Raw genomic sequence first — 22,513 nt, forward strand, 5'->3', positions numbered from 1 at the left:
ACCTGAATATCAGCAGGAAGCCGCCCGCCGAAAAGCGGGTCTAGCCGTACAGCCGCGCGTAGTAACCTCCGAGCGCCAGCAGTTCCTGATGGCGGCCCCGTTCCACGACCGTTCCTTGATTCATGACCGTAATCAAATCCGCATGTTCCACAGTGCTGAGACGGTGAGCAATCAGAATGGTGGTGCGCCCCTTCATCAATACGTTCAGAGCTTGCTGTACCCAATGCTGGGATTCGTTATCCAATGCAGAAGTCGCTTCGTCCAGCAGTAGAATCGGGGCGTTTTTGAGAATCGCCCGGGCGATCGCAATTCGCTGCCTTTGTCCACCTGACAATGACGCTCCCCTCTCTCCCACTGGCGTTTTATACTGTTCAGGAAGTTCCTGAATAAAATGGTGAGCGTACGCCGCTTTGGCCGCTTCAACCACTTCTTCATCCGTTGCATCCGGGTTGCCATAGCGGATATTTTCCTCAATCGTGCCGGTAAACAAAAACGGTTCCTGCGGAACGTATGCAATCTGCCTGCGGATTTCTTCCAGCGTGTAATGGCCGAAAGGTTTACCCTGAAGCAGGATATCTCCGCTGTCCACAGGATAAAAACCGAGCAACAGCTTAATCAGCGTACTTTTGCCGCTGCCGCTGGCTCCCACGATCGCAGCGACCTGACCAGGAAACACCTGCATGGACATGTCGACAAGCACCTTTTTATCTGCCTGATAGGAAAATTCCACATCGCGAAACTCCACCGCAGCCTCCGATAAAAGCTCGCTACGAGAAGATCCCAAACGCTCCGGTTCCTCTTCCTCACTTAGTACCTCTTGAATCCGGTGAGCGCCCGCGAGCGAATTTTGGGTCATCGACAGAACCATCCCCAGGTTCAACAAGGCGTGCGTCAGATTCACTTGCAAAACTGCCAGAGCGGCGACACTTCCCATTCCCATCAATCCGTAAGCATAAAGAAGACTGCCGATGACGATGATGCCGCAGAACGTGACGTAGCTGATAAAATGGTTCACCGCAGCCTGCATACCGTTCTTCTTCGCCGTTTGCCGAAGCGTTTGCGTCATTTGCTCGTTCAACGCCTCGTACTGGCCGTAAATCGTGCGGATGCGGAACAACTTCACAATTTGAATGCCACCCATAAAATCTTTAAACTTTTCGGTCATTTTACCGAGCGTACGCAAGCCTTGTTCGGACAAAGCGCGGATATCCCGTGCAAATTTCAGGCTGACCAGAGAAGACAGCAGCAGAATGACGAAGGATACGCCAGCAAACCGCCAATCGATCACCGCCATAGAGACAATGGAGCCGATGCAGAAGACAACTTGAAGCAGCAAAACGAAGTAAACCTGCGAGAATGTAAACTCAACGGTCGTTACGTCGTTGTTCACTCGCGACAGCAAGTCCCCATGGTGGTTCTGCTCCAGGAATCTCGGCCGCACCCGGCACAGCTTGTCATAAAGACGTTTGCGGATATTCAGCACAGTCAGCTCGACACTGCGCTGGTATAAGTAAATGAACCAGGGAGAAATTATATTTTCCAGGAACAGGGCCGCGCCCAAAATAACAAAAGCTTCTACCATCAGGGACGTATCTCGGGACACGGCGAAATCAACCAAGTTATGTACGACCAAGCTGAAGGCGATCAGAAACAATGTCTGGGTGAGCGCCGTTACAGCAAGGCCAATCGCGTACTGGGTTTTGCGCTTGCGGTTCATAAACGTCAGCAAGTAGCCGAGTTCTTTCACTTGTGATAGCCTTCCGCCCTTTTTCATGTGTACGACACCTCCCTGCGTTCGGCAGACTCGGTAAACTCCTGGTAATACGACTGGGCGTACAGTCCCTTCCTCTCGAGCAATTGTTCATGAGTGCCCTTTTCGACAATACTTCCTTGTTCCATAACCCAAATTTCATCGGCGTTTTGTACCGTAGAGAGCCGGTGGGCAATAACCATGGTCGTTCTCTTCTTCATCAATACGCCCAACGCTTCCTGAACCGCGCTTTCCGACTCCGGATCAAGTGCCGATGTGGGCTCGTCCAACAGCAGAACGGGAGCATCCTTCAGAAACGCCCGAGCCATTGCAATGCGCTGGCGTTGCCCACCAGACAAAAACCCGCCGCGCTCTCCGACATACGTCTGGTAACCGTCCTCAAGCTGCAAAATGAAAGAATGAGCCTGAGCGGCTTTGGCGGCTTCGATAATCTCGTCCATCGACGCTTCTTGCCGCCCATAGCCGATATTTTCGGCGATCGTACCGCTAAACAAATATGAATCTTGGGTTACCACGGAAAAATGCGACCGAAGCTGCTCCGGATCTGCACCGTGGATCAGGCTTCCGAACACGCGGATCTCGCCCTGATCCTCCGGAAGTGGATAAAAGCCGCATACCAGCTTAAACACCGTACTCTTCCCTCCGCCGCTCGCTCCGACAAGTGCAATCGTCTTGCCTTCTGGCACAGAGAAGCTAACATTCCGCAGAATCGGGGAACTCTCTTCATACCCGAAGGTTACGTTCTGAAACTGGATGGGGGCGGCGCTCGCTTTTGGAAGCAAACGGCCATTTTCCGTTTCGGTCGGCTGCTCGACGATTTCGGAGACCCTTCTCAGGGCACCGGTCATTTCGAACGTGCGCGTGATGAGCTCGGGAATATGCTCCAGCGGCTCCAGACACAGATTAAGCAAGTACAGGAAGGCGATCAGTTCTCCCGCGCCTAGCTGCCCGTTGTAGATCAAATAGCTTCCGTAACTGACGGCGAAAATGATCGGGCTAATCATCAGCGTAGAAAGCAGCGGGTTGACCCAGGCTTCCCGCTTTTTCACGGCCAGCTTTTTTTGAGCCGTCAATTGTAGCAGCACTTGGTAGGAGCGAGATAACATACCGGATAGCAGGTAGCTTTTTACAATAGGCATCCCCCCAAGCGTATCCTGGAGGTTGACGTTCATTCGGCCCATGTTCGCTTGGGCTTCCTCCGTCAACTGTTCCAACTGCTTGCCGATCCATTGGGAAACCAGCAGTGCTACGGGAAATAACAGCAGGCTGTACAGCATCAGCTCCCATTGGAGATACATCAAATAAGCGAAACAGCCGATAAATAATAGCGGATGATAAAACCACTGGGCGAGGTCCCGAATCATAAATTGCTGGATGAGCTGCAGATCGTTGTTGATCCGCGACAACACGTCGCCGGAGTGCTGCTTTTCCAAATAGGGGACCGGGAGTTTGCCGATATGACGCATGACATGGTTGCGGATATCCTGCACCGCAGAGGCACTGCTTCGCTCCACACCAAAGCTCATGAAAAACTTCGCCGGCACACCGATCAAGATGACCACAAAGACCGTGTACACGATCGGCAGAACGATTGGCCCCGCCCCATTCTCGGCCTGTGTGGTCAGCTGCTCGACCAAACGTCCCGTCCATATCTCAATAACAGCGGCGGCAATTGCGGACAGGATACCGACGATCATCCAGCCTTTGTGACGGCTTACATAGGACATCAGCCAGCGGAACGCTTTCCAGGTGGCATAAGCGGTTCGGCGCTTGGAAGGCGCCGCTGTGCCTTGTCCTTGAACAGACGTCTGCCAGTCAGCTCCCATGCAGGACCCCTGCCTCCGCTTCGATCTGCTGCTTGATTTGCACTAAGATGTCACGGATGACAACGGCCGTTTCGTCCACGCGCGTGAGTTCCAGTAACTCCTCGTGTGCGCCCTCCAGCCGGTAATCGGCGTAAGCTTGCGTCGTTGCCCTCTGCCAAGACGGCAACTGGTGCTCCAGGCGGAACGCTTCACTGTCCTTCGCAATCAGTTCGTAAATCCGGGCAGTTATCGTTCCTGAATTAATAAGCTGCGCTTCGTACGTCAATGTGGCTTTGATCTTCCGATGAACACGCTCCCGCACGAGCGGATTGCTCATTAATTCCTTCTCTTCTTCGTCGAAATCCGCAAGCATCTCTTCAAGCTCTTTCTCAGACGTTTCATAAGGTGTGAGTGTGTCCTTAATCCACGAGTCCACCATGAGCATGTCCGTTACGGAGTACCCTCTTCTTTCCATCGATTTGGCTACCTCGAACGTCAGGTTGCCTCCGAAGCAGTAACCGAGCAACACGTAAGGTCCTTCAGGCTGGATACGAACAATCTCATCCACATAACGGTTCAGCATGGCCTCGTAATCGATGATATCGTCGATAAAATCAATGCCGTAAAGCACGAATCGGCCGTCTAGTCTGCTTGCAAGCTCTCGGTAACCGATGCCGAAGCCGCTGCCTGGAGGGAAGCAGAACACGTTCAGATCCCCTGTTTTATTTAGCTTAATGAAGGAGTCTCCCCCTTTATCCAGACCCAGATCCTCCTCTCCAAAAGCCATGGCTTCAACGGTTACATGATGGAATTGGCGATTCAGCGGTATCTCGATGCCCGTTTCATCGTAAACGGCTTGAACAAGCCTAATCAGACTTAAGGAATTGCCTCCCAGCTCAAAAAAGTTATCCTTTACGCCAACCTGTGGAATGCCAAGTGTATCCTGCCAGACACGGACAATCTTCATCTCGAGCAGCGTTCTCGGCGCGACATATTCCGTTCTTCCAGTGGCGGCTTCCTCTGGCGCGGGTAGCGCTTTGCGGTCGATTTTCCCGTTCGGGGTCAGCGGCATCCGCGAAAGCTGCACGAGGTACGAAGGAATCATATATCCCGGAAGCTGCTTAGCGAGCTGCTCCTTGAGTTCATGCGCCGCCAGCCTCGTTTCCGCAACGTAATAAGCAACAAGCTGCTTATGGCCGTTTGCGTCGTCGCGGGCGAGTACCACCGTTTCTTGCATAGCGGCGATCTTCAGCAGCTGCTCTTCAATCTCGCCGATTTCGATCCGGTAGCCGCGGATTTTCACCTGATGATCGATCCGCCCCCGGTATTCGATGTTGCCGTCCGGCAGCCAGCGGGCGAGATCTCCCGTCCGGTAAAGGCGTTCTCCCGGCACAAACGGATGTTCCACAAACTTCTCTGCCGTTAGCTCCAGATGGTTCAGGTAACCTCTCGCAAGCCCTACGCCTGCCACGCATAACTCGCCGTCCACTCCTGGAGGCACAAGCTGCAGGTGGGCATCCAAAATGAAAATCCGGTGATTGGACAGCGGGCGCCCGATCGGAATAACTCTGCGCTCCGGCTGCTGCTCATCTGCATCCCAAAGCGTCGTAACAATCGAAGCTTCGGTAGGCCCGTAAGCATTGAAATAGTGGACCTTCTCCTTCCACTGCTGTACAAATTCGGCCGATACCGCCGAACCTCCCGTTACAAGCTTCGTTAAGCTGGGAAGGTGGTCCGGGTTCAAATATGCGCTGTACGTCGGAGGCAAAATCGCCGCCGTAATCGCATGCTCGTTCATATAACTCTCGAACAGGCGGTTGTCGAGAATCGTCTCGGCCGTCGGGATGTACAAAGTCGCGCCAAAATAGAGCGCTTTGAACACTTCCCAGCAGGACGCGTCGAATGACAGGCTGGCGAATTGAACGATCCGGTCATGCTCCGTGATGCCCAGCCTGTCCGCGAACATCAGCTTCAAGCTGACCAAACCACGATGCTCCAGCATGACCCCTTTGGGTTTGCCCGTCGTACCTGATGTATAGATGACATAAGCCAGATCATTCGGACCGCTGGCCGGCTCCAGATTCGAAGCATCCAGCACACCAGTGGATTCCGCCCCGCTATCGCCCCAAACAAAATTGTCTAATTCAAGGCGTGTTCCTTCAAAGTCGGTCTTCTCGTGCAGATGTTTTTGAATCAGCAATAACGGTGCGCCTGAATCCTCGATCATGAAGCGGATGCGCTCCTCCGGGTAGTCGGGATCGACAGGCACGAAGGCTCCGCCCGCTTTAAGAATTGCCAGAATGCCGACGACCATATCAAGCGAGCGTTCGACCAGAATCGCTACCAGCTGGTCTGCTTCTACTCCTTTTTCCCGCAGCTTCCGCGCAAGGCGGTTGGATCGCTCGTTCAGCTCGCGGTAGGTCAATTGCCGCTCGTTCATGACGATGGCCACGTTATCCGGGCGATGCTCCGCCTGTTCTTCGAACAAGCCATGAATCGTTTTCCCCCGCTCGAACTCGGTTTCGGTGTCATTAAATCCCTTGAGCAGCATCTCCCTCTCGACTGGGAACAGCATATCGACTTGTCCAAGCTCCAGATCTGGCTGAAATAAAAGCATGGACAGCAAACGAACAAGATGGTCGGCCACCTGCTCCATAAATGCCCGCTCGTACCGCTGTCCGTCAAAGCTTATTTCCAGCTCGATGGAGTGGTTTTGGCGGTCGAAGCGAAAAACGGTATCAGCCGCCACACGGTTACTCAGCGGTCCCGGATGAATCGGGGCGAAGGATGCGATGGTGTTGACGACCGGGAGACCATGCCCCGTATAGTCCAAATGGAGCGGCTCCACCATTTTTCGAAAAGGCAGGTGCTGATGCTCCAGCGCCTCGCCGATGGAGCCTTTGATGCCCCCAAGCAGCGTTTTCAGCGTAGTCTGGCTGCTTACCGATGTCTTGATCACCAAGATGTCATGCGGCGGCGTCTCGCCCTGGTCTGCGCTATACGAAGGCATGCCGACCAGCACTTGGTCCCGCCCGGTATATTTGAACAGCAGGCTTTTGACTCCTGCCAAAACAATCATGTACAGAGCCAAATCCGAACCGCTGGCGAGGCCAATGATTCTCTCCGAGAGTTCGCTCGGCAGAGTACGATGAAGCAAGTCCGGCTCTGCCGCAGCTTCGCCACCCACAGATAATTTGGAGGATTGACTGTAGGGAAGGAAGCTCAGGCTATCATCTGCGTCAAACTTGCCGCTCCAGTACCGTTCTTCCTTTTCAAATAACGATTTCATTCGTACCTCCCCTAAAAATGAAGTGACCGCATACCCCGACGCAGGTCCGAAAGAGCTTGCTTTCGGCCTGCGCGTTTACGGGCTTGCATGTTGTTCGCGTTTTCCTTGGGATACACGCGCTGTCGCTTGATGACGGAAGCGCGCTTGTAACATTAGAATGCGAATTCGATCGTATCGACGGCACTCTTTGCGCCTGCCGCCGGTTTATGACATTCAATTCGGCTTAGCTCGAGTTGTGGATTTTCCGCAATTTGAGACAGTACCCGCAGGTAATCCTCAGTCAAGGTGCGGATCATCGTTTCTTTGAACAGCTTGGTGGCGTAGAAGAAGCCCCCGCTCAACGCCCCTTCGTTTTCATACATAAACAGCGTCAGATCAAACTTCGCTTCTTCCAATGGGTCAAGCTCGTAATTCTTCAGGCTGACCCCTTCCAGTTCGGCGTCTCGTTCTTCAATATTTTGCAAGTCGAAAACGGCATCGAACAACGGGAAGCGGCCCGGCTCCCGTTTCACATTCAACCGTTCCACGAGATCCTCGAATGGATAATCCTGGTTCTCAAAAGCACCCAAAGCCGTTTCCTTCACTTCTTCCAGGTAGGACAAGAACGTTTTGTCGCCAGACGGACGATTGCGGAGCGCCAGCGTATTAACAAACATGCCGATGACCCGCTCCAAATCGGCGTTAGTTCTTCCAGCCACCGGGGTGCCCACGATCAAGTCTTCCTGACCGCTGTACTTGGACAGCAACACAGTATAGGCCGCAAGCAGCACCATGAACAGTGTGCTTTCACACTCGGCAGCCAATTCGCGTAACTGCGCAGAGAGAGAAGCTTCGACGTCGAACTCCACATGCGCGCCTTCGTAGCTACGAACGGCAGACCGTTCGTAGTCCATCGGCAGGTCCGCCGTGGGCAGCTCGCCTTCGAAGGTTTGCAGCCAGTACGCTTCCTGCCGCCCGATTCGCTCTCGGTGGGCCTTCGACTGCTGCCAAACGGCATAATCCTTGTAATGAATGCGCAGGGGTGGCAGCTGTTCTCCGGCGTAGAAACTCGAGAACTCCTCCATCACAATCGCCATCGATACACCGTCGGACACGATATGGTGCATATCGAAAAGGAGAATACGCAGGTGCGGCTCCAGCTCGATGACCCCGGCGCGCAACAGCGGCGGTTGGCCGAGATCAAACGGACGAACGAAGTTGCGGACGATCTGCTCGATTTGATCTGAATCCTCTGTATCCGCTTGATGGTGCTCGATAGCAAAATCGACCTGTGGGTATATCCGCTGAACCACTTCGCCCTTCATCATTTCAAAACCGGTGCGCAGCGATTCATGCCGTGTTATCAATTTCCGCAAGGCGGCTTCCAACCGGTCTAAATCAAACTCACCTTCCACCTGCACCAGTTCCGGCATGTTGTAAAGCTGATCTGCTCCATCCAGCGTGTGCTGAATAAACAGCCGTTTCTGCGCGGAGGACAGAGGGTAATACTCTCTCTGCTCCGCTTGAGGAATGGCCTCATGCTCCCGCCGTTCCATCGGGGCGATCGCCTCGGCCATCGCCGCAATCGTCGAGTGGCGGAATACGTCGCGCAGCGGGAGGTTGACGTTTAGTTCCTTAAATACCTTGCCTGCCAGTGACGTCGCTCGCAGGGAGTGGCCGCCAATGTCGAAGAAGTTGTCGTAAACGCCAATCTGCTTCGTAAGCCCCAGCACCTCCTGCCAAATCACCGCCAGCTTCATTTCCAGCTCATTGCGCGGTGCGACATACTCCGTTCCACTTCCCGCTTCCCCTTCCGGCGCTGGCAGCGCCCTCCGGTCTATTTTCCCATTCGGTGTCAGAGGCAGACGCTCCAGCTCCACGAAGTACGACGGGATCATGTAACCCGGTAGCTCCTGTGCCAGGGCACTGCGCAGATCGTTCACTGCCAGCTTCGCTCCAGTATCCGGCGTGTAATACGCACACAGCACCTTCTGCCCATTCGCATCACTTCGAACCAGCACCACCGCTTCGCGCACACCTTCCACACGCAACAGCTGCGACTCGATCTCACCCGTCTCGATCCGGTAGCCCCGGATTTTTGCCTGGTTATCGATCCGCCCGATGAAGTCCACGTTGCCGTCTTCCATCCACCGCGCCAAATCTCCCGTGCGGTACAACCGCTCGCCCACAGCGAACGGACTGTCTACGAACTTCTCTTCCGTCAGCTCCGGTTGGTTCAAGTACCCACGCGCCACGCCGACGCCGCCGATGACCAGTTCGCCCAGCACGCCGACTGGTACGGGATTCAGATGTGCGTCCACGATGTGAAATTTCGCATTCAACCACGCTTTGCCGATCGGCACATGGCCTGTATGCGGCAGCTTCGTCAGCGCTTCGTCATAGAAACTGGAGTCGATCGCCGCTTCCGTCACACCGTAAGCGTTAATGATGCGGAACGACGAGTCGAAGCGTTCCTGCAAGGTTCGGTAATCCGCCACACTGCAGCTGTCCGAGCTTGTAATCAACAGCTCCATCCCGCTGAACTCCAACCCCTGTTCATGTACGTATTCCATAAACGGCACGATCAGCGCCGGTGTTGATTCGAAGATCGTCACTCGCTCCCGCACTATCCAGTAGTGCAGACGAGAAGGATCGATCCGGTCGTCCTTCGGCACAATCACCATCGTGCCTCCGTTGTACAGCGTCCGGGCAATGTCGCCCACGAACACGTCAAACGAGAAGCTGGCGAGTTGCAGCAACCGCACCGGGAACTGATCTAATCGGTATTCCCGCCGGTAACCCGCCGCCGTGTTCACCAGGCTGCGGTGCTCGATCATCACACCTTTCGGCTTGCCCGTCGTTCCCGATGTGTAGATCACGTACGCCAGATCCTCTGGGCGGGCTTCATGGAAGCTGTCCATGCCAACAACATCAACATCATCCACAACATCCAGATGGTTCCGATCCGCACCGTTCACAGCCCCCGTTAGTTTGCCAGAGACCCGACTGGAAGCCATGTTGGAGCCTTGATCAAAGCACATCGGAGCATTTGCCCGATCTTCGCTGTACGACACTTCGTCGTCGAGGTACAGCACCGACATCAGCGCCAGCTCCTCTTCGCGGAGCCAGGCCTCGGCACGTTCTCGCAGCGGCGTTTGTGTCAGCAGTACCTTCGCTCCGCTGTCTTCGAGCATAAACCGCACGCGGTCCGCCGGATAATCCGGGTCGAGGGGTACATACGCCCCGCCGGCTTTCCAGACGGCCAGCACGGCCACCAGCAAGTCCACCGAACGCTCGGCGAGAATGCCAACGATTGACTCCCGGCCGATGCCATTTGCACGCAGCGTGAGCGCTAAGCGGTTCGCTCGCTCGTTCAGCTCCACATACGTTAGGCGTTTATTTTCATACACAACGGCCTCCGCTTCCGGCGTACGCTCTGCCTGTTTCTCAAACAGACGGTGGAACGTAGCCGCAGGAGCCGCTTCTAGCTGCGCTGGATTAAACGCACTGAGAACTTGTTCTTTTTCCTCTGCTGTCAGCAAGTTCAGCTCGGCAATCTTCGCATCTGGACGGTTTACAATTGTCAGGAGCAACTGCTCGTAATGTTTTGCCAGCCGTTCAATCGTCTCCCTTTTGTAAAGAGCTGTCGCATATTCAAAGCTGTAATCCAAGCCGCCGTTCTCCTCGCCCACATCCAAGCTGATATCAAACTTCGCAGTATCAAGTACGCTCGGATAAGGAATCAGGCGAAGCCCTTCAAGCTCAAATTGCTCGTTCTCCGTATTCTGCATCGTAAACATCGTGTCGAAGAGCGGATTGCGGCTTAAATCACGGGTGACTTGCACCTTGTCCACCAATTGTTCAAACGGATAGTTCTGATGCTCAAAGGCACGCAGAGTTGTTTCTTTGACTTCGTTCAGATATGACAGGAAGGTTTTCTCCGAAGACGGATAACTGCGAATCGCCAGCGTGTTTAGGAAAATCCCGATCAACGGCTGCACATCTCCATGATTCCTTCCGGCAATCGGCGTACCAACGATTACGTCTTCCTGACCTGAATATTTATGCAAAAGCACGTTATACGCGGCAAGCAGCACCATAAACAGCGTCGTGCCCGTTTCCGAAGCCAGCTGTTTCAGGCCGCCGGTTTTTGAAGCGTCGAAGAAAAACTCCAGCGTTTGACCTTCGTAGCTCTGTACAGCCGGACGTGGATAGTCGGTCGGCATTTCCAGCACCGGAAGCTCGCCCTGGAACATGTCCAGCCAATACGCCCCCTGATGCTGAAGCCGTTCCTGCTGCTCCTGCGAATGCTGCCAAACGGTGTAGTCTTTGTACTGAATGCGCAGCGGCTCCAATTGCTCTCCACCATACAAACGCACGAATTCTTCAACAAAGATTTCCATTGAAACGCCGTCAGAAATAATATGATGCATGTCGTACATCAGAATATGGCGTTCCGGAGCCAGCTCAACAAGGCCTACCCTCAACAGCGGTGGCTTAGTCAAGTCAAACGGACGGACGAAACCGTGAACCACCGCTTCGACCTCTTGCTCATCCGCTTGATAGAACTCCACGGCAAAATTCACGTCCTGGTAAACCCGCTGTGATGCTTCTCCGTCCACCATTTCGAACCCGGTGCGCAACATTTCATGCCGCGCCACGAGCTTACGGAACGTTTCTTCGAACCTTGCCCGGTCCAAAGCACCCTCCAGCAGCATCGCTTCCGGCATGTTGTAGCTAAGCTCCGCAACTTCCAGCTGATTCAGAATAAAGAGACGTTTTTGAGCAAAAGATTGCGGGTACACCTCTCGGCCATCCGTCACCGGAATGGAAACAAATATCTGCTGATCCAGCCGAGAAATGGCGGTAGCCATGCTCTCGATCGTGGAATGGCGGAACACGTCGCGCAGTGGCAGATCCACGTTCAACTCTTTATGAATCTTGCTGACCAACGTTGTCGCGCGCAGGGAGTGGCCACCGATGTCGAAGAAGTTATCGTGAACACCAATCTTTTTCGCAAGCCCCAGCACCTCCTGCCAAATCGCCGCCAGCTTCGTTTCCAGCTCATTGCGCGGTGCGACGTACTCCGTTCCGCTTCCCGCTTCCCCTTCCGGCGCTGGCAGCACCTTCCGGTCTATCTTTCCGTTCGGTGTCAGAGGTAGACGCTCCAGCTCCACAAAGTACGACGGGATCATGTACCCAGGCAACTCCTGTGCCAGCGCCCTGCGCAGATCGTTCACTACCAGCTCAACTCCGGTATCCGGCGTGTAATACGCGCATAGCGCCTTCTGCCCGTTCGCGTCACTTCGAACCAGCACCACCGCTTCGCGCACACCTTCCACCCGCAACAGCTGCGACTCGATCTCCCCCGTCTCGATCCGGTAGCCCCGGATTTTCGCCTGGTTGTCGATTCGGCCGATGAAGTCCACGTTGCCGTCCTCCATCCACCGCGCCAAGTCTCCTGTGCGGTACAGCCGCTCACCAGCGGTGAAGGGACTGTCTACAAACTTCTCTTCTGTCAGATCTGGACGGTTCAAGTAGCCTCGTGCCACGCCGACTCCGCCGATAACCAGCTCGCCCAACACCCCGACCGGTACTGGGTTCAGTTGTGCATCCACGATGTAGAAATTCGCATTCAGCCACGCTTTGCCAATCGGCACATGGCCTGTCTGCGGCAGCTCCTTCAATTCTTCGTCATAGAAACTGGAGTCAATTGCCGCTTCCGTCACGCCGTAGGCGTTAATAATGCGGAACGATGAGCCAAAACGCTCCTGCAAGGTCCGGTAATCCGCCACACTGCAGCTGTCCGAGCTTGTGATGAGCAGCTCCATCCCGCTCAACTCCACCCCTTGCTCGTGCACGTATTCCATAAACGGTACGATCAGTGCTGGTGTTGATTCAAAGATCGTCACTTGCTCCCGCTCTATCCAGTGGTGCAGGCGAGACGGATCAATCCGATCATCCTTCGGTACAATGACCATGGTGCCTCCGTTATACAACGTGCGTGCGATATCACCCACGAACACGTCAAACGAGAAGCTAGCGAGTTGCAGTAGCCGGACTGGGAACTGATCCAACCGGTATTCCCGCCGGTAGCCCGCTGCCGTGTTCACCAAGCTGCGGTGCTCAATCATTACACCCTTCGGCTTGCCTGTTGTCCCCGACGTGTAGATCACGTACGCTAGGTCCTCAGGACGAGCTTCATGAAAGCTGTCCAAGCCAGTAACCTTCAGATGACTCGGATCATCGCTGTTCACAGCACCCGTCAGCTCGCCGGAGACTTTACCGGAAACCATGCTGGAACCAAGCGGTGCATTCTCCCGGTTTTCGCTGTATGACATTTCGTCGTCGAGGTACAACACCTTTGCAAGTGCCAGCTCCTCTTGGCTGAGCCAGGCTTCAGCACGCTCTCTCAGCAGCGTTTGTGTCAGCAGCACCTTCGCTCCGCTGTCTTCAAGCATAAACCGCACGCGGTCCGCCGGATAATCCGGGTCAAGTGGTACATATGCCCCGCCTGCTTTCCAGACGGCCAGCACGGCCACCAGCAGGTCAACCGAGCGCTCGGCGAGAATGCCAACAATCTCCTCCCGGCCGATTCCACTTGCGCGCAGCGTGGCCGCTAAGCCGTTCGCCCGTACGTTCAGCTCCGCATACGTCAGCCGATCGTTCTCGTATACAACGGCTTCCGCTTCCGGAGTGCTCTCCGCCTGTTCCTCGAACAGTCGGTGGAACGCGGCCACAGGAGCCACTTCCGATTGCATCGGGTGAAACGCGCCGAGAATCTTCTCTTTTTCCTCTTCCGTCAGCAAGTCCAGCTCAGCGATCTTTGCATTCGGATGGCTTACAATCGCCGCTAGCAAATGTCCAAAATGAATCGATAGCCGCCGGATCGTGCTTTCTTTATAAAGAGCCGTTGCGAATTCAAAGTTGCACTCCAGTCCGCCATTTTCTTCCGTAACATCCACACTCAGGTCGAACTTGGCCATACCATATTCGCTAGGGTACGGGGACAATTTCAGCCCTTCCAGCTCAAACTCTGACTCCTCCAGGTTTTGCAGGGAGAACATCGTGTCAAACAGCGGGTTGCGGCTCAAATCCCGGCTAACCTGCACTTTATCGACGAGTTCTTCGAACGGATAATTCTGATGCTCGTAAGCGCCTATAGTCGTTTCTTTCACTTCTTCCAAATACGACAGGAAGGTCTTCTCCGAAGCCGGATAATTGCGGATCGCCAGCGTGTTGACGAACATTCCGATCAAAGGCTGCGTGTCGCCGTGCGTTCTGCCCGCAATCGACGTTCCGACGATCAAATCGTCCTGACCTGTGTATTTATGCAAAAGCACGGTATATGCGGCAAGCAACACCATATATAGCGTCGTTCCTCTTTGAGCGGCCAGCTGTTTCAAGCCTTCGTTCGTTGCCTCGTCCACGAAGGAAGTCAGCGTATGTCCCTCATAGCTCTGTACAGCAGGACGCGGATAGTCCGTTGGCATTTCCAGAACCGGCAGCTCGCCCCGGTAACGGTCCAGCCAGTAAGCTTCCTCGCGTTTCAATTGAATTTTTTGCTCGTCCGATTGCTGCCATACTGCATAGTCCTTGTACTGAATGTGCAAAGGCTCTAATGACTCACCGCCATACAGACGAACGAGTTCCTCAACGAACACGTCCATCGAAACCCCGTCGGAGATGATATGGTGCATGTCAAACATCAGTAAATAACGATCGGCGGCCAGCTCTACGAGCTCGGCACGCAGCAACGGTGGCTTCGCCAAGTCGAAAGGTCGGATAAAAGCCTGCACGACTGCAGATGCTTCTTCCTCGTTCGCATGTCGACACACGACGGAAAAATCAACGCTCTCGTAAATACGCTGTACCGCTTCGCCTTTCACGACCTCAAATCCGGTTCTCAACGTTTCATGACGTTGGATCAGTCCGCGGAAAGCTTTCTCCAGCAGGCTATGGTCAATTGATCCTTCGAGTAGCAGCACACCCGGCATGTTATAGCTCTGCTCGGCTCCTTCCAGCTGATTCAGGATAAACAGCCGCTTCTGAGCTGAGGAAAGTGGATAATACGCTCTTGCGCCTACCAGCGGAATCGACGAGAACGAATGTTCTTCGATCCGGGAGAGGGCGAGAGCCATCTGTTCGATCGTTGAGTAGCGGAATACGTCGCGCAGAGGCAACTCGACGTTCAACTCCTGATGCACCTTGCTCACCAGTGTCGTTGCCCGCAGGGAATGGCCGCCCAAGTCAAAGAAGTTGTCATGAACCCCGATGTGCTCCAATCCAAGCACGCTTTTCCATATTTCAGCCAAGTTGGCTTCGAGCGGAGTCCGAGGCGGAGTATGTCCTTCGCCTGGCTGCAAGCTCTCCTCAGGTGCCGGGAGGGAGCGGCGGTCAACCTTGCCATTCGTCGTCAGCGGGAGACGCTCCAACTGGATCAGGTACGTCGGGATCATATAGGCCGGCAGTTCCTGAGACAGCACGCTCTTCAGCTCGGCCGCCGGAAGCTCACAGTCCGCTTCATAATAGGCGCAAAGCTGCTTTTCGCCGGACACGTTTTCCCGCGCAAATACTGTCGTTTTCCGAATTCCCTCCACTTTCTGAAGCTGAGTTTCGATCTCGCCCAGCTCTATGCGGAAGCCACGGATTTTCACTTGGTCGTCCGTTCGTCCCACATATTCAATCGTGCCGTCCGGTAGCCATTTCGCCAAATCCCCCGTCCGGTACATGCGCTCTCCTGACGTAAAAGGATTGTGCACAAATTTCTCCGCCGTCAGTTCCGGCCGGTTATTGTAGCCCCGTACCAAACCTTCTCCGCCGACACATAGCTCCCCGACCACGCCGATCGGTAGCAGCTTATTCCGGCTGTCGACGATATACACCGTCGTATTGCTGATTGGTCGTCCGATAGGAACGGTAAGCGCCGACTCATCAACGAAGTCGACCGGAAGGTACGTGGTAAATATCGTGCTTTCCGTCGGTCCGTATACATGGTTGAGCCTACCCGCTCCAAGATGGGCGAGTGCTTTACGTACATGACCAACCGAGACACGCTCTCCTCCAAACAAAATCGCCCGGACATCCCGGAAACAATGGACATTCACATCTACAAGCACGTTGAAGAAAGCCGTCGTAATAAACATGACCGATATGCGCTGGCGCTGGATGAGATCCGCCAGTAGACCAATTTCCAGCAACGTCTCGCGGGGAACCAGCACCAGCCGCGCCCCGTTGGTCAAAGCACCAAAAATATCGAAAATCGCTCCGTCGAACGAATAGCTCGAAAGCTGGAGGACATGATCGCGATTGGTGATGTCGATATAATTTGTATTTTGCACAACGCGCACGATGTTGCGGTGTGAAACAAGGTTTCCTTTTGGCTTGCCCGTCGTGCCTGACGTATAGATCACGCAGGCCAGATCTGTCGCTTCAATCCCTTGATTTAGGTTTGTTCCGTCCTCGTGATAGAAAGACTCGTCATCCAGTAAGATCACCGAGTCCAAACCCGCCAGTCGCTCGCACAAGCGGCTTTGTGTCAGCATGACCTGCGCTCCTGAATCCTCTATCAAGAAACGGATACGCTCCTCTGGATATTCCGGGTCAATCGGTACGTAAGCGGCTCCGGCTTTGTGTGCTGCCAGTATACCTATAACCATTTCGATGGAACGCTCAGCCATAATGGCGACCAGACGTCCTTGGGATATCCCGTGGCTACGCAAGGTACGGGCAAGGCGGTTGACACGTTCGTTCAGCTCCCGGTAAGTCATCTCTTGCTCATTCATGGAGATGGCGGCTTCATCCGGGATGTACTCCGCCTGCTCTTCGAACAATTGAATGAGCGTCTGCCCGCGCGGAAATTCCGTCGTGGTGTCGTTAAAACGTCCGAGAAGGTCGGCCTTTTCTGCCTCCGTCACAAGTTCCAGCTCGCCCACGGTAATTTCCGGGTTATCCGTTACCTGCTCCAGCAGATGCACGAGATGCCCCTTGAGCCGCTCGATGCTGTCTTTATCGAACACTTCGGCATTAAAGTCGAATCGAATTTCGATCTCGGTTCCCGGCATCACAGTCACGTTGAAGTTATAGTTCGTCTGCTCCTCCATCTGAACGTCAGCAATTGTCAGGCCGCCGTGCTGCTGGTCCCCCGCCTGCTCCATCTGCTCGTCCACCGGATAGTTCTCGAAAGCGATGATATGGTTGATCAGATTCTGCTTTTGCACGCTACGCGCTTGAATTTCATACAGCGGATAGTAATCATAACGCCCGGAATCCAGCGCCCGCTCTTGGAGCTTCGCCATCAGGTCGGTGAACACGGTGTCCACTTCGCTATTGACGCGGACCGGCACCGTATTGATGAACAGCCCGATCATAGACTCAATGCCCGGGATTTCCGCCGGTCTTCCGGCAACGACACTGCCGAATACGGCATCGTTTGTTCCGTTATATTTTTGCAGCATTACGCCCCAAACGGCTTGCAGCAGCGTATTGACTGTAACCAGGTGCTGTTTCGCCACCAGGTCCATCCGTTTGCTCAAGTCCTTGCCTAGTTCGGCGGTGACGTGATCAGCCATAAATCTGCCGCTCGGCGCTGGTTCCTTTTGCCCCGGAAGTACGGTTTGCCCTTCGTAGCCTGCCAGGAACGCTGTCCAATAGCCGGATGCCGCCTGATCGTCCTGTTTCTCCAACCATTCGATATAATCGCCATAATCCGATCCTTTACCTCCCGCTGGCTGCTTCCCAGAGGTCAGGGTCGAGTATATCTCAAACAACTCCTGCGTCAGTTGAGCCAGGCACCAGCCGTCCATTAAAATATGCTGGAAACTCCACAGAACGTGATAACTTTGCTCTTCAGTGCGCAGAATCGTAAACCGAACGAGCGCATCATGTTCCATGTCGAAGCCACGAAGCTTGTCCTCCTCGGCCTTTTCATCCAAGTAAGCTTGTTTCTCATGTACCTGCAAATGAAGCAGCTCTTCATATTCAAAGCCGACTGGCTTATCGTGGTATATGATTTGCAGCGGCTCGCCCGCTGGTCCATTCACAAAATTCGCCCGCAGCACCAGATGACGTTTTGCAAGCTCCATCCAGCTCCTCTCAAAAAGCTGGACGTCGAGCGCTCCCCGCATCGTAAACCGCGTCTGCTCAAAGTAAGCTGCCGTTTGCCGGTCAAGCGCGCTGTGGAACCACATACCCTTTTGCATCGGCGTCAGCGAGTAAATATTTTCGATTTCCCCGAGATGACTCGAGCGCTGGGCGATTTGCTCCAATTCTGTGATGGTCAAGCCTTTAAATTGCACGTCGCTTGGCGTCAATTCGGTGTTCTCTTTGCCTGCGCAGTGGGTAATGAGCTCTCGGAGACTTTGCTCAAGCCGCTGAGCGAAGGCTTCCATCGTTTCCTTCCGATACTGCTTCCGGCTGTAGCTGAGATCGAGCGATAAAGCACCGTCCAGCACCATACCGTTGATATCCAGCACAAAGCTGCGGGCCTGCCGGTCGCTAGCCGGGCTGCCACTGGAATAAGAAGATATGTCGATCTCTCCCTGGTTGACATCATCGTCGAACTGGCCGAGGTAGTTAAAATTAATTTCCGGCTCTGCGCCCCAAACCAAGCCTTCCTCCGATTTCGAAAGATAGCGGCATATGCCGTACCCAAGCCCCTTGTTCGGAATGCGGCGCAAGTTTTCCTTGACCTGTTTAATCTGATAGGTCAAATCCCGGTCAGTTTCCGGCTCTAGGACGACCGGAAACTTGGTCGTAAACCAGCCGACTGTACGCGTGATATCGATATCCGTTCCGATCGATTCACGTCCGTGTCCTTCGAGATTGATCCGCACCCGTTCGTGCCCCGTCCATTTGCGTAAGGCTATGCCGAGCGCCGTTACCAAAATATCATTCATTTCGGTGTTGAAGGCACGGTGAACCCGCTTCAGTAGCAGCTCCGTTTCTTCGGGAGCCAAACGGACAAACAGCGATTCGCTGTCCTGCTGCGTCGTAACGTCCGCCTCCATATCCTTCGGCACGGCCGGAACCTCCATTTGATCCACGGCCTGCCAATAGGCCCGTTCCTTCTCCATCTCCGGGCTTTGCGCGTAAGCAGCCAACTGCTCGGACCAAGTGCGGTACGCATCTGTTTTCGCCGGGAAACGAATTTCTTCGCTTTTGCCAGTCTGCTCGTAACCTAGAGCGAAATCCTCCATTAAAATGCGCCAAGACACGCCATCTACCACAGCATGATGAACCCCGAGCAGCAAATGATCACCGTCCGCGCACTGGAACAGTCCCGCCTTCATGAGGGGCCCGTTCTCCAGATCGATGCCCGCTTGAATGTCCGTTGCCTTCGCTTCCACAGTCTGCGTGGGATTCTCCGCATCTTTGAAGTCGAACACGTCCAGCGTGAACATCTCGTCTTCCTGAATCGCGCGGTTCCGTGCGCTAAACCCTTGTTCCGTTTTGCGGAACACCATCCGTAAGGCGTCATGATGCTCGGCCAGCTTTTGCAGCACCTGACGTACCATCTCTTCGTCGAAGCATTCCTTCCGGTACAGCATCACCGACTGGTTGAAATGATGCGGGTCCGCAAAGGAGCTCTCGAAAAACCAATGCTGAATCGGCGTCAGCGCCGTTTCACCCGTAATTTCGCCTTGATCAATGGTACGTCCGATCGGTATCACATGCAGGCTAAGCTGTGAGATCGTCGGATATTTGAACAAATCCCGGATTTCCAGCTTGTACCCGGCTTGATGAAGCCGCGAAGATACTTGAATGGACTTGATCGAATCTCCGCCCAGCTCGAAGAAATGATCCGTTACTCCAACGCGATCGGCGTTCAATACCGCCTGCCACACATCGGCAAGCGTCCGCTCGGCTTCATTGCGTGGAGCTACGTACTCGCCGCCGGTCAGTGCGTTTCCTTCCGGGGCAGGCAAAGCCTTGCGGTCGATTTTGTCGTTCGGGGTGAGCGGCATATGCGGAAGCTGAACAAAATGTGCCGGAATCATGTAATTCGGCAATTTTTGCGCCAGCGCGCTTCTCAGCTCGCCGAGCGTAAGAGGGAGACTAGCGACCAGGTAAGCGCACAGTTCTTGCCCACTTTTGCCTTCCCGCGCAATCACAATCGTCTCCTGCACCGAGTCGATCTTCAGAAGCTGCTCTTCAATCTCACCGACCTCGATTCGGAATCCACGGATTTTCACCTGATGGTCGATCCGGCCCAAATACTCCATATTACCGTCCGGCAGCCAGCGGGCGAGATCTCCTGTACGGTAAAGGCGTTCACCCGGCGCAAACGGATGTTCCACAAATTTCTCTGCCGTCAGCTCCGGCTGGTTCAGGTAACCTCTCGCAAGCCCCACGCCTGCAACGCACAGCTCGCCGTCCACTCCCGGAGGCACAAGTTGCAGGTGGGCATCCAAAATAAAAATCTGATGATTAGACAGCGGGCGCCCAATCGGAATGACTCTGCGCTCCGGCTGCTGCTCATCCGCATCCCAAAGCGTCGTAACAATCGAAGCTTCGGTAGGCCCGTAAGCATTGAAATAGTGGACCTTCTCCTTCCACTGCTGTACAAATTCGGCCGATACCGCCGAACCTCCCGTTACAAGCTTTGTTAAGCTGGGAAGGCGGTCTGGGTTCAAATGAGCGCTGTACGTCGGGGGCAGAATCGCCGCCGTAATCGCATGCTCGTTCATATAACTCTCGAACAGACGAGTGTCGAGAATTGTCTCGGCCGTCGGGATGTACAAAGCCGCGCCAAAATAGAGTGCTTTGAACACTTCCCAGCAGGATGCGTCGAAGGACAAGCTCGCAAATTGAACGATCCGGTCATGCTCCGTAATGCCCAGCCTGTCTGCGAACATCAACTTCAAGCTGACCAAACCACGATGCTCCAGCATGACCCCTTTGGGTTTGCCCGTTGTACCTGACGTATAAATGACATAAGCAAGATCATGTGGACCACTGGCCGCCTCCAGGTTCGAGCCATCGTCGCTATAGGCCTGCTTGTCATCTAGCGCCAATACGGTCCCTTCGAACGGGACTTGCTGTAACAGCTCTCTTTGAGTCAGCAGCAGCTGCGCGTTCGAGTTCTCCAGAATGTAGCGGATACGTTCTTCCGGGTACTCCGGGTCGATCGGCACGTAGGCACCGCCAGCTTTCAGAACCGCCAAAATGCCAATGACCGTCTCCAGCGATCTCCTAACCATCAAGCCTACCAACTGATTGGGTAGCACACCGACCAATCGTAGCGTACGCGCCAGCTGGTTTGCCCGTTCGTTCAACTCTGCGTATGAAAGCCGCTGCCCCTCAAAAACAACCGCAGTCGCCTCGGGTACACGCTTCGCTTGCTCCTCCACAAGCTGATGAATCGTCCGATCACGAGGATAGTCCTTCTCGGTATCGTTGAAGCTTTGTATTAATTGAAATTTTTCGTCCTCCGACAGCATATCCGCTCGCACAATGTCCAGCTCCAGCTCATGAAGCCCGACGGACAGCAGGCGATTCAGATGGCCGACGACCCGATTCATGAACTCGGAGTCATATAAGTGCTCGTTATATGACAGCGCTAGCTGTATCGTCCCGTTGGCTAAACTGAATTCAAATGAACAGTCTGTGACCACGTTTTGCCCAATTTCGTCCAGATGCAGCTCCTTAAGGGATACTAGCGTATGGACGAAGGGTATACCTTCTGCATATTGCAGATCCAGCTTCTCCGTCATTTTCAAGAACGGAATATGTTGATGCTGAATGGCTTCCGGCAAGGAAGTCCTCAGTTCGCTCAGAATCGTTTTAAAAGTTGCCCCCACCGAAAGCGAGTTTTTCAAAATGACCGTATGATTAACGGATCGACGCGTCTCCCCCTTTTTCGGCACAACCGGCATGCCGACCAGAATGTCTGAAGCTCCTGTATATTTATGCAAGAGTGCCTGAACACCTGCGAGCAAAATCATAAAAGCAGCCAGCGGAGCACCCTTGCTCATTTGAAGGACCCGCTGCGCCGCTTCCTCCGAAAGCGAACCGCCAACGGTTTTAACATTGGGCACCAGGGAGTTTGGAGATTTGCTGTAAGGCAACCGCGTCAAGGTATAATCGTCACTACCGAATTTTTCGTTCCAAAACAACGTTTCTTTTTCAAAAGCCATCTGGATCGTTCCCCTCTCTTCATCGGTAAAAGCAATCCGGCGGAGCATATGCCGAAGCAACGCTCCAGCCTCGCTCCTCTCTTTTTCAAACATCTGACAACAATATCAATGGCTTGCGCAACGTCACGCTTCGATTGCCCGGTTGATCGCATGCGTAAAGGACAACAAACATCGTTCTACGCAAGAGATGCGGCTGCTTCGGACTCCTCTGCTTCAATAAGATTGCCGCGGACGAGCCACCCGAAGACGGGATTTGGTTTAACATGGGTTTCGGAATTGGATTTGGGGATAGACGACAAGGAATGTTCCTCCTGTCGATGTAAGGCTTGCCGCAGGGTTCCGGCCGTCCAGCAGGAAGTCGACCGTACCTCCTGATTTGGTACCCGAGCTGCCTTTGACGAAGCCTATGTTTAAGGGGTATTGATACACTCTATGTACGATTTGATTATTCCCCCACAGCCCTGGTGTGGATAAGTAAAGATTCGGCTGCGGGGTAGTGAGCTTTTCCTGACGATTAAATTTAACGAGGGTA

Annotated in this window: 5 protein-coding genes; all 5 read right to left on the reverse strand. The window is 54.1% G+C overall.

What is annotated here, in order from left to right; all coding sequences use genetic code 11:
- Positions 1–40: 40 nt before the first annotated feature.
- The 5 genes from NSQ20_RS27855 to NSQ20_RS27875 all read right to left on the reverse strand — a co-directional run bounded on the left by NSQ20_RS27855 (position 41) and on the right by NSQ20_RS27875 (position 22,280).
- Positions 41–1,774 carry an ABC transporter ATP-binding protein gene (locus NSQ20_RS27855; RefSeq protein WP_076320418.1) on the reverse strand — a complete coding sequence of 578 codons (1,734 nt, stop codon included), beginning with the start codon at positions 1,772–1,774 and terminating at the stop codon, positions 41–43.
- On the reverse strand, positions 1,771–3,597 hold the full coding sequence (locus NSQ20_RS27860; RefSeq protein WP_076320419.1) for an ABC transporter ATP-binding protein: 1,827 nt from the start codon (positions 3,595–3,597) through the stop codon (positions 1,771–1,773). Before NSQ20_RS27860 ends, NSQ20_RS27855 begins: the two co-directional genes overlap by 4 nt.
- Positions 3,587–6,865, reverse strand: a complete 3,279-nt coding sequence (locus NSQ20_RS27865) for a non-ribosomal peptide synthetase (RefSeq protein WP_340031247.1) — start codon at positions 6,863–6,865, stop codon at positions 3,587–3,589. Before NSQ20_RS27865 ends, NSQ20_RS27860 begins: the two co-directional genes overlap by 11 nt.
- A 152-nt stretch (positions 6,866–7,017) precedes the next feature.
- The gene (locus tag NSQ20_RS27870) at positions 7,018–22,074 is read right to left on the reverse strand and encodes an amino acid adenylation domain-containing protein (RefSeq protein WP_340031248.1); all 15,057 of its coding nucleotides are present in this window, start codon (positions 22,072–22,074) and stop codon (positions 7,018–7,020) included.
- Positions 22,075–22,157: 83 nt separating this feature from the next.
- The gene (locus tag NSQ20_RS27875) at positions 22,158–22,280 is read right to left on the reverse strand and encodes a hypothetical protein (RefSeq protein WP_340031249.1); all 123 of its coding nucleotides are present in this window, start codon (positions 22,278–22,280) and stop codon (positions 22,158–22,160) included.
- Between the last annotated feature and the right edge of the window lie 233 nt (positions 22,281–22,513).

Source organism: Paenibacillus sp. FSL K6-1122 (genome assembly GCF_037977015.1).
Classification (GTDB): domain Bacteria; phylum Bacillota; class Bacilli; order Paenibacillales; family Paenibacillaceae; genus Paenibacillus; species Paenibacillus amylolyticus.

Bases quoted from the DNA above. Each gene is read 5' to 3' on its own strand.
- NSQ20_RS27855 (WP_076320418.1), bottom strand. From the start codon at position 1,774: ATGAAAAAGGGCGGAAGGCTATCACAAGTGAAAGAACTCGGCTACTTG.
- NSQ20_RS27860 (WP_076320419.1), bottom strand. From the start codon at position 3,597: ATGGGAGCTGACTGGCAGACGTCTGTTCAAGGACAAGGCACAGCGGCG.
- NSQ20_RS27870 (WP_340031248.1), bottom strand. From the start codon at position 22,074: ATGTTTGAAAAAGAGAGGAGCGAGGCTGGAGCGTTGCTTCGGCATATG.
- NSQ20_RS27865 (WP_340031247.1), bottom strand. From the start codon at position 6,865: ATGAAATCGTTATTTGAAAAGGAAGAACGGTACTGGAGCGGCAAGTTT.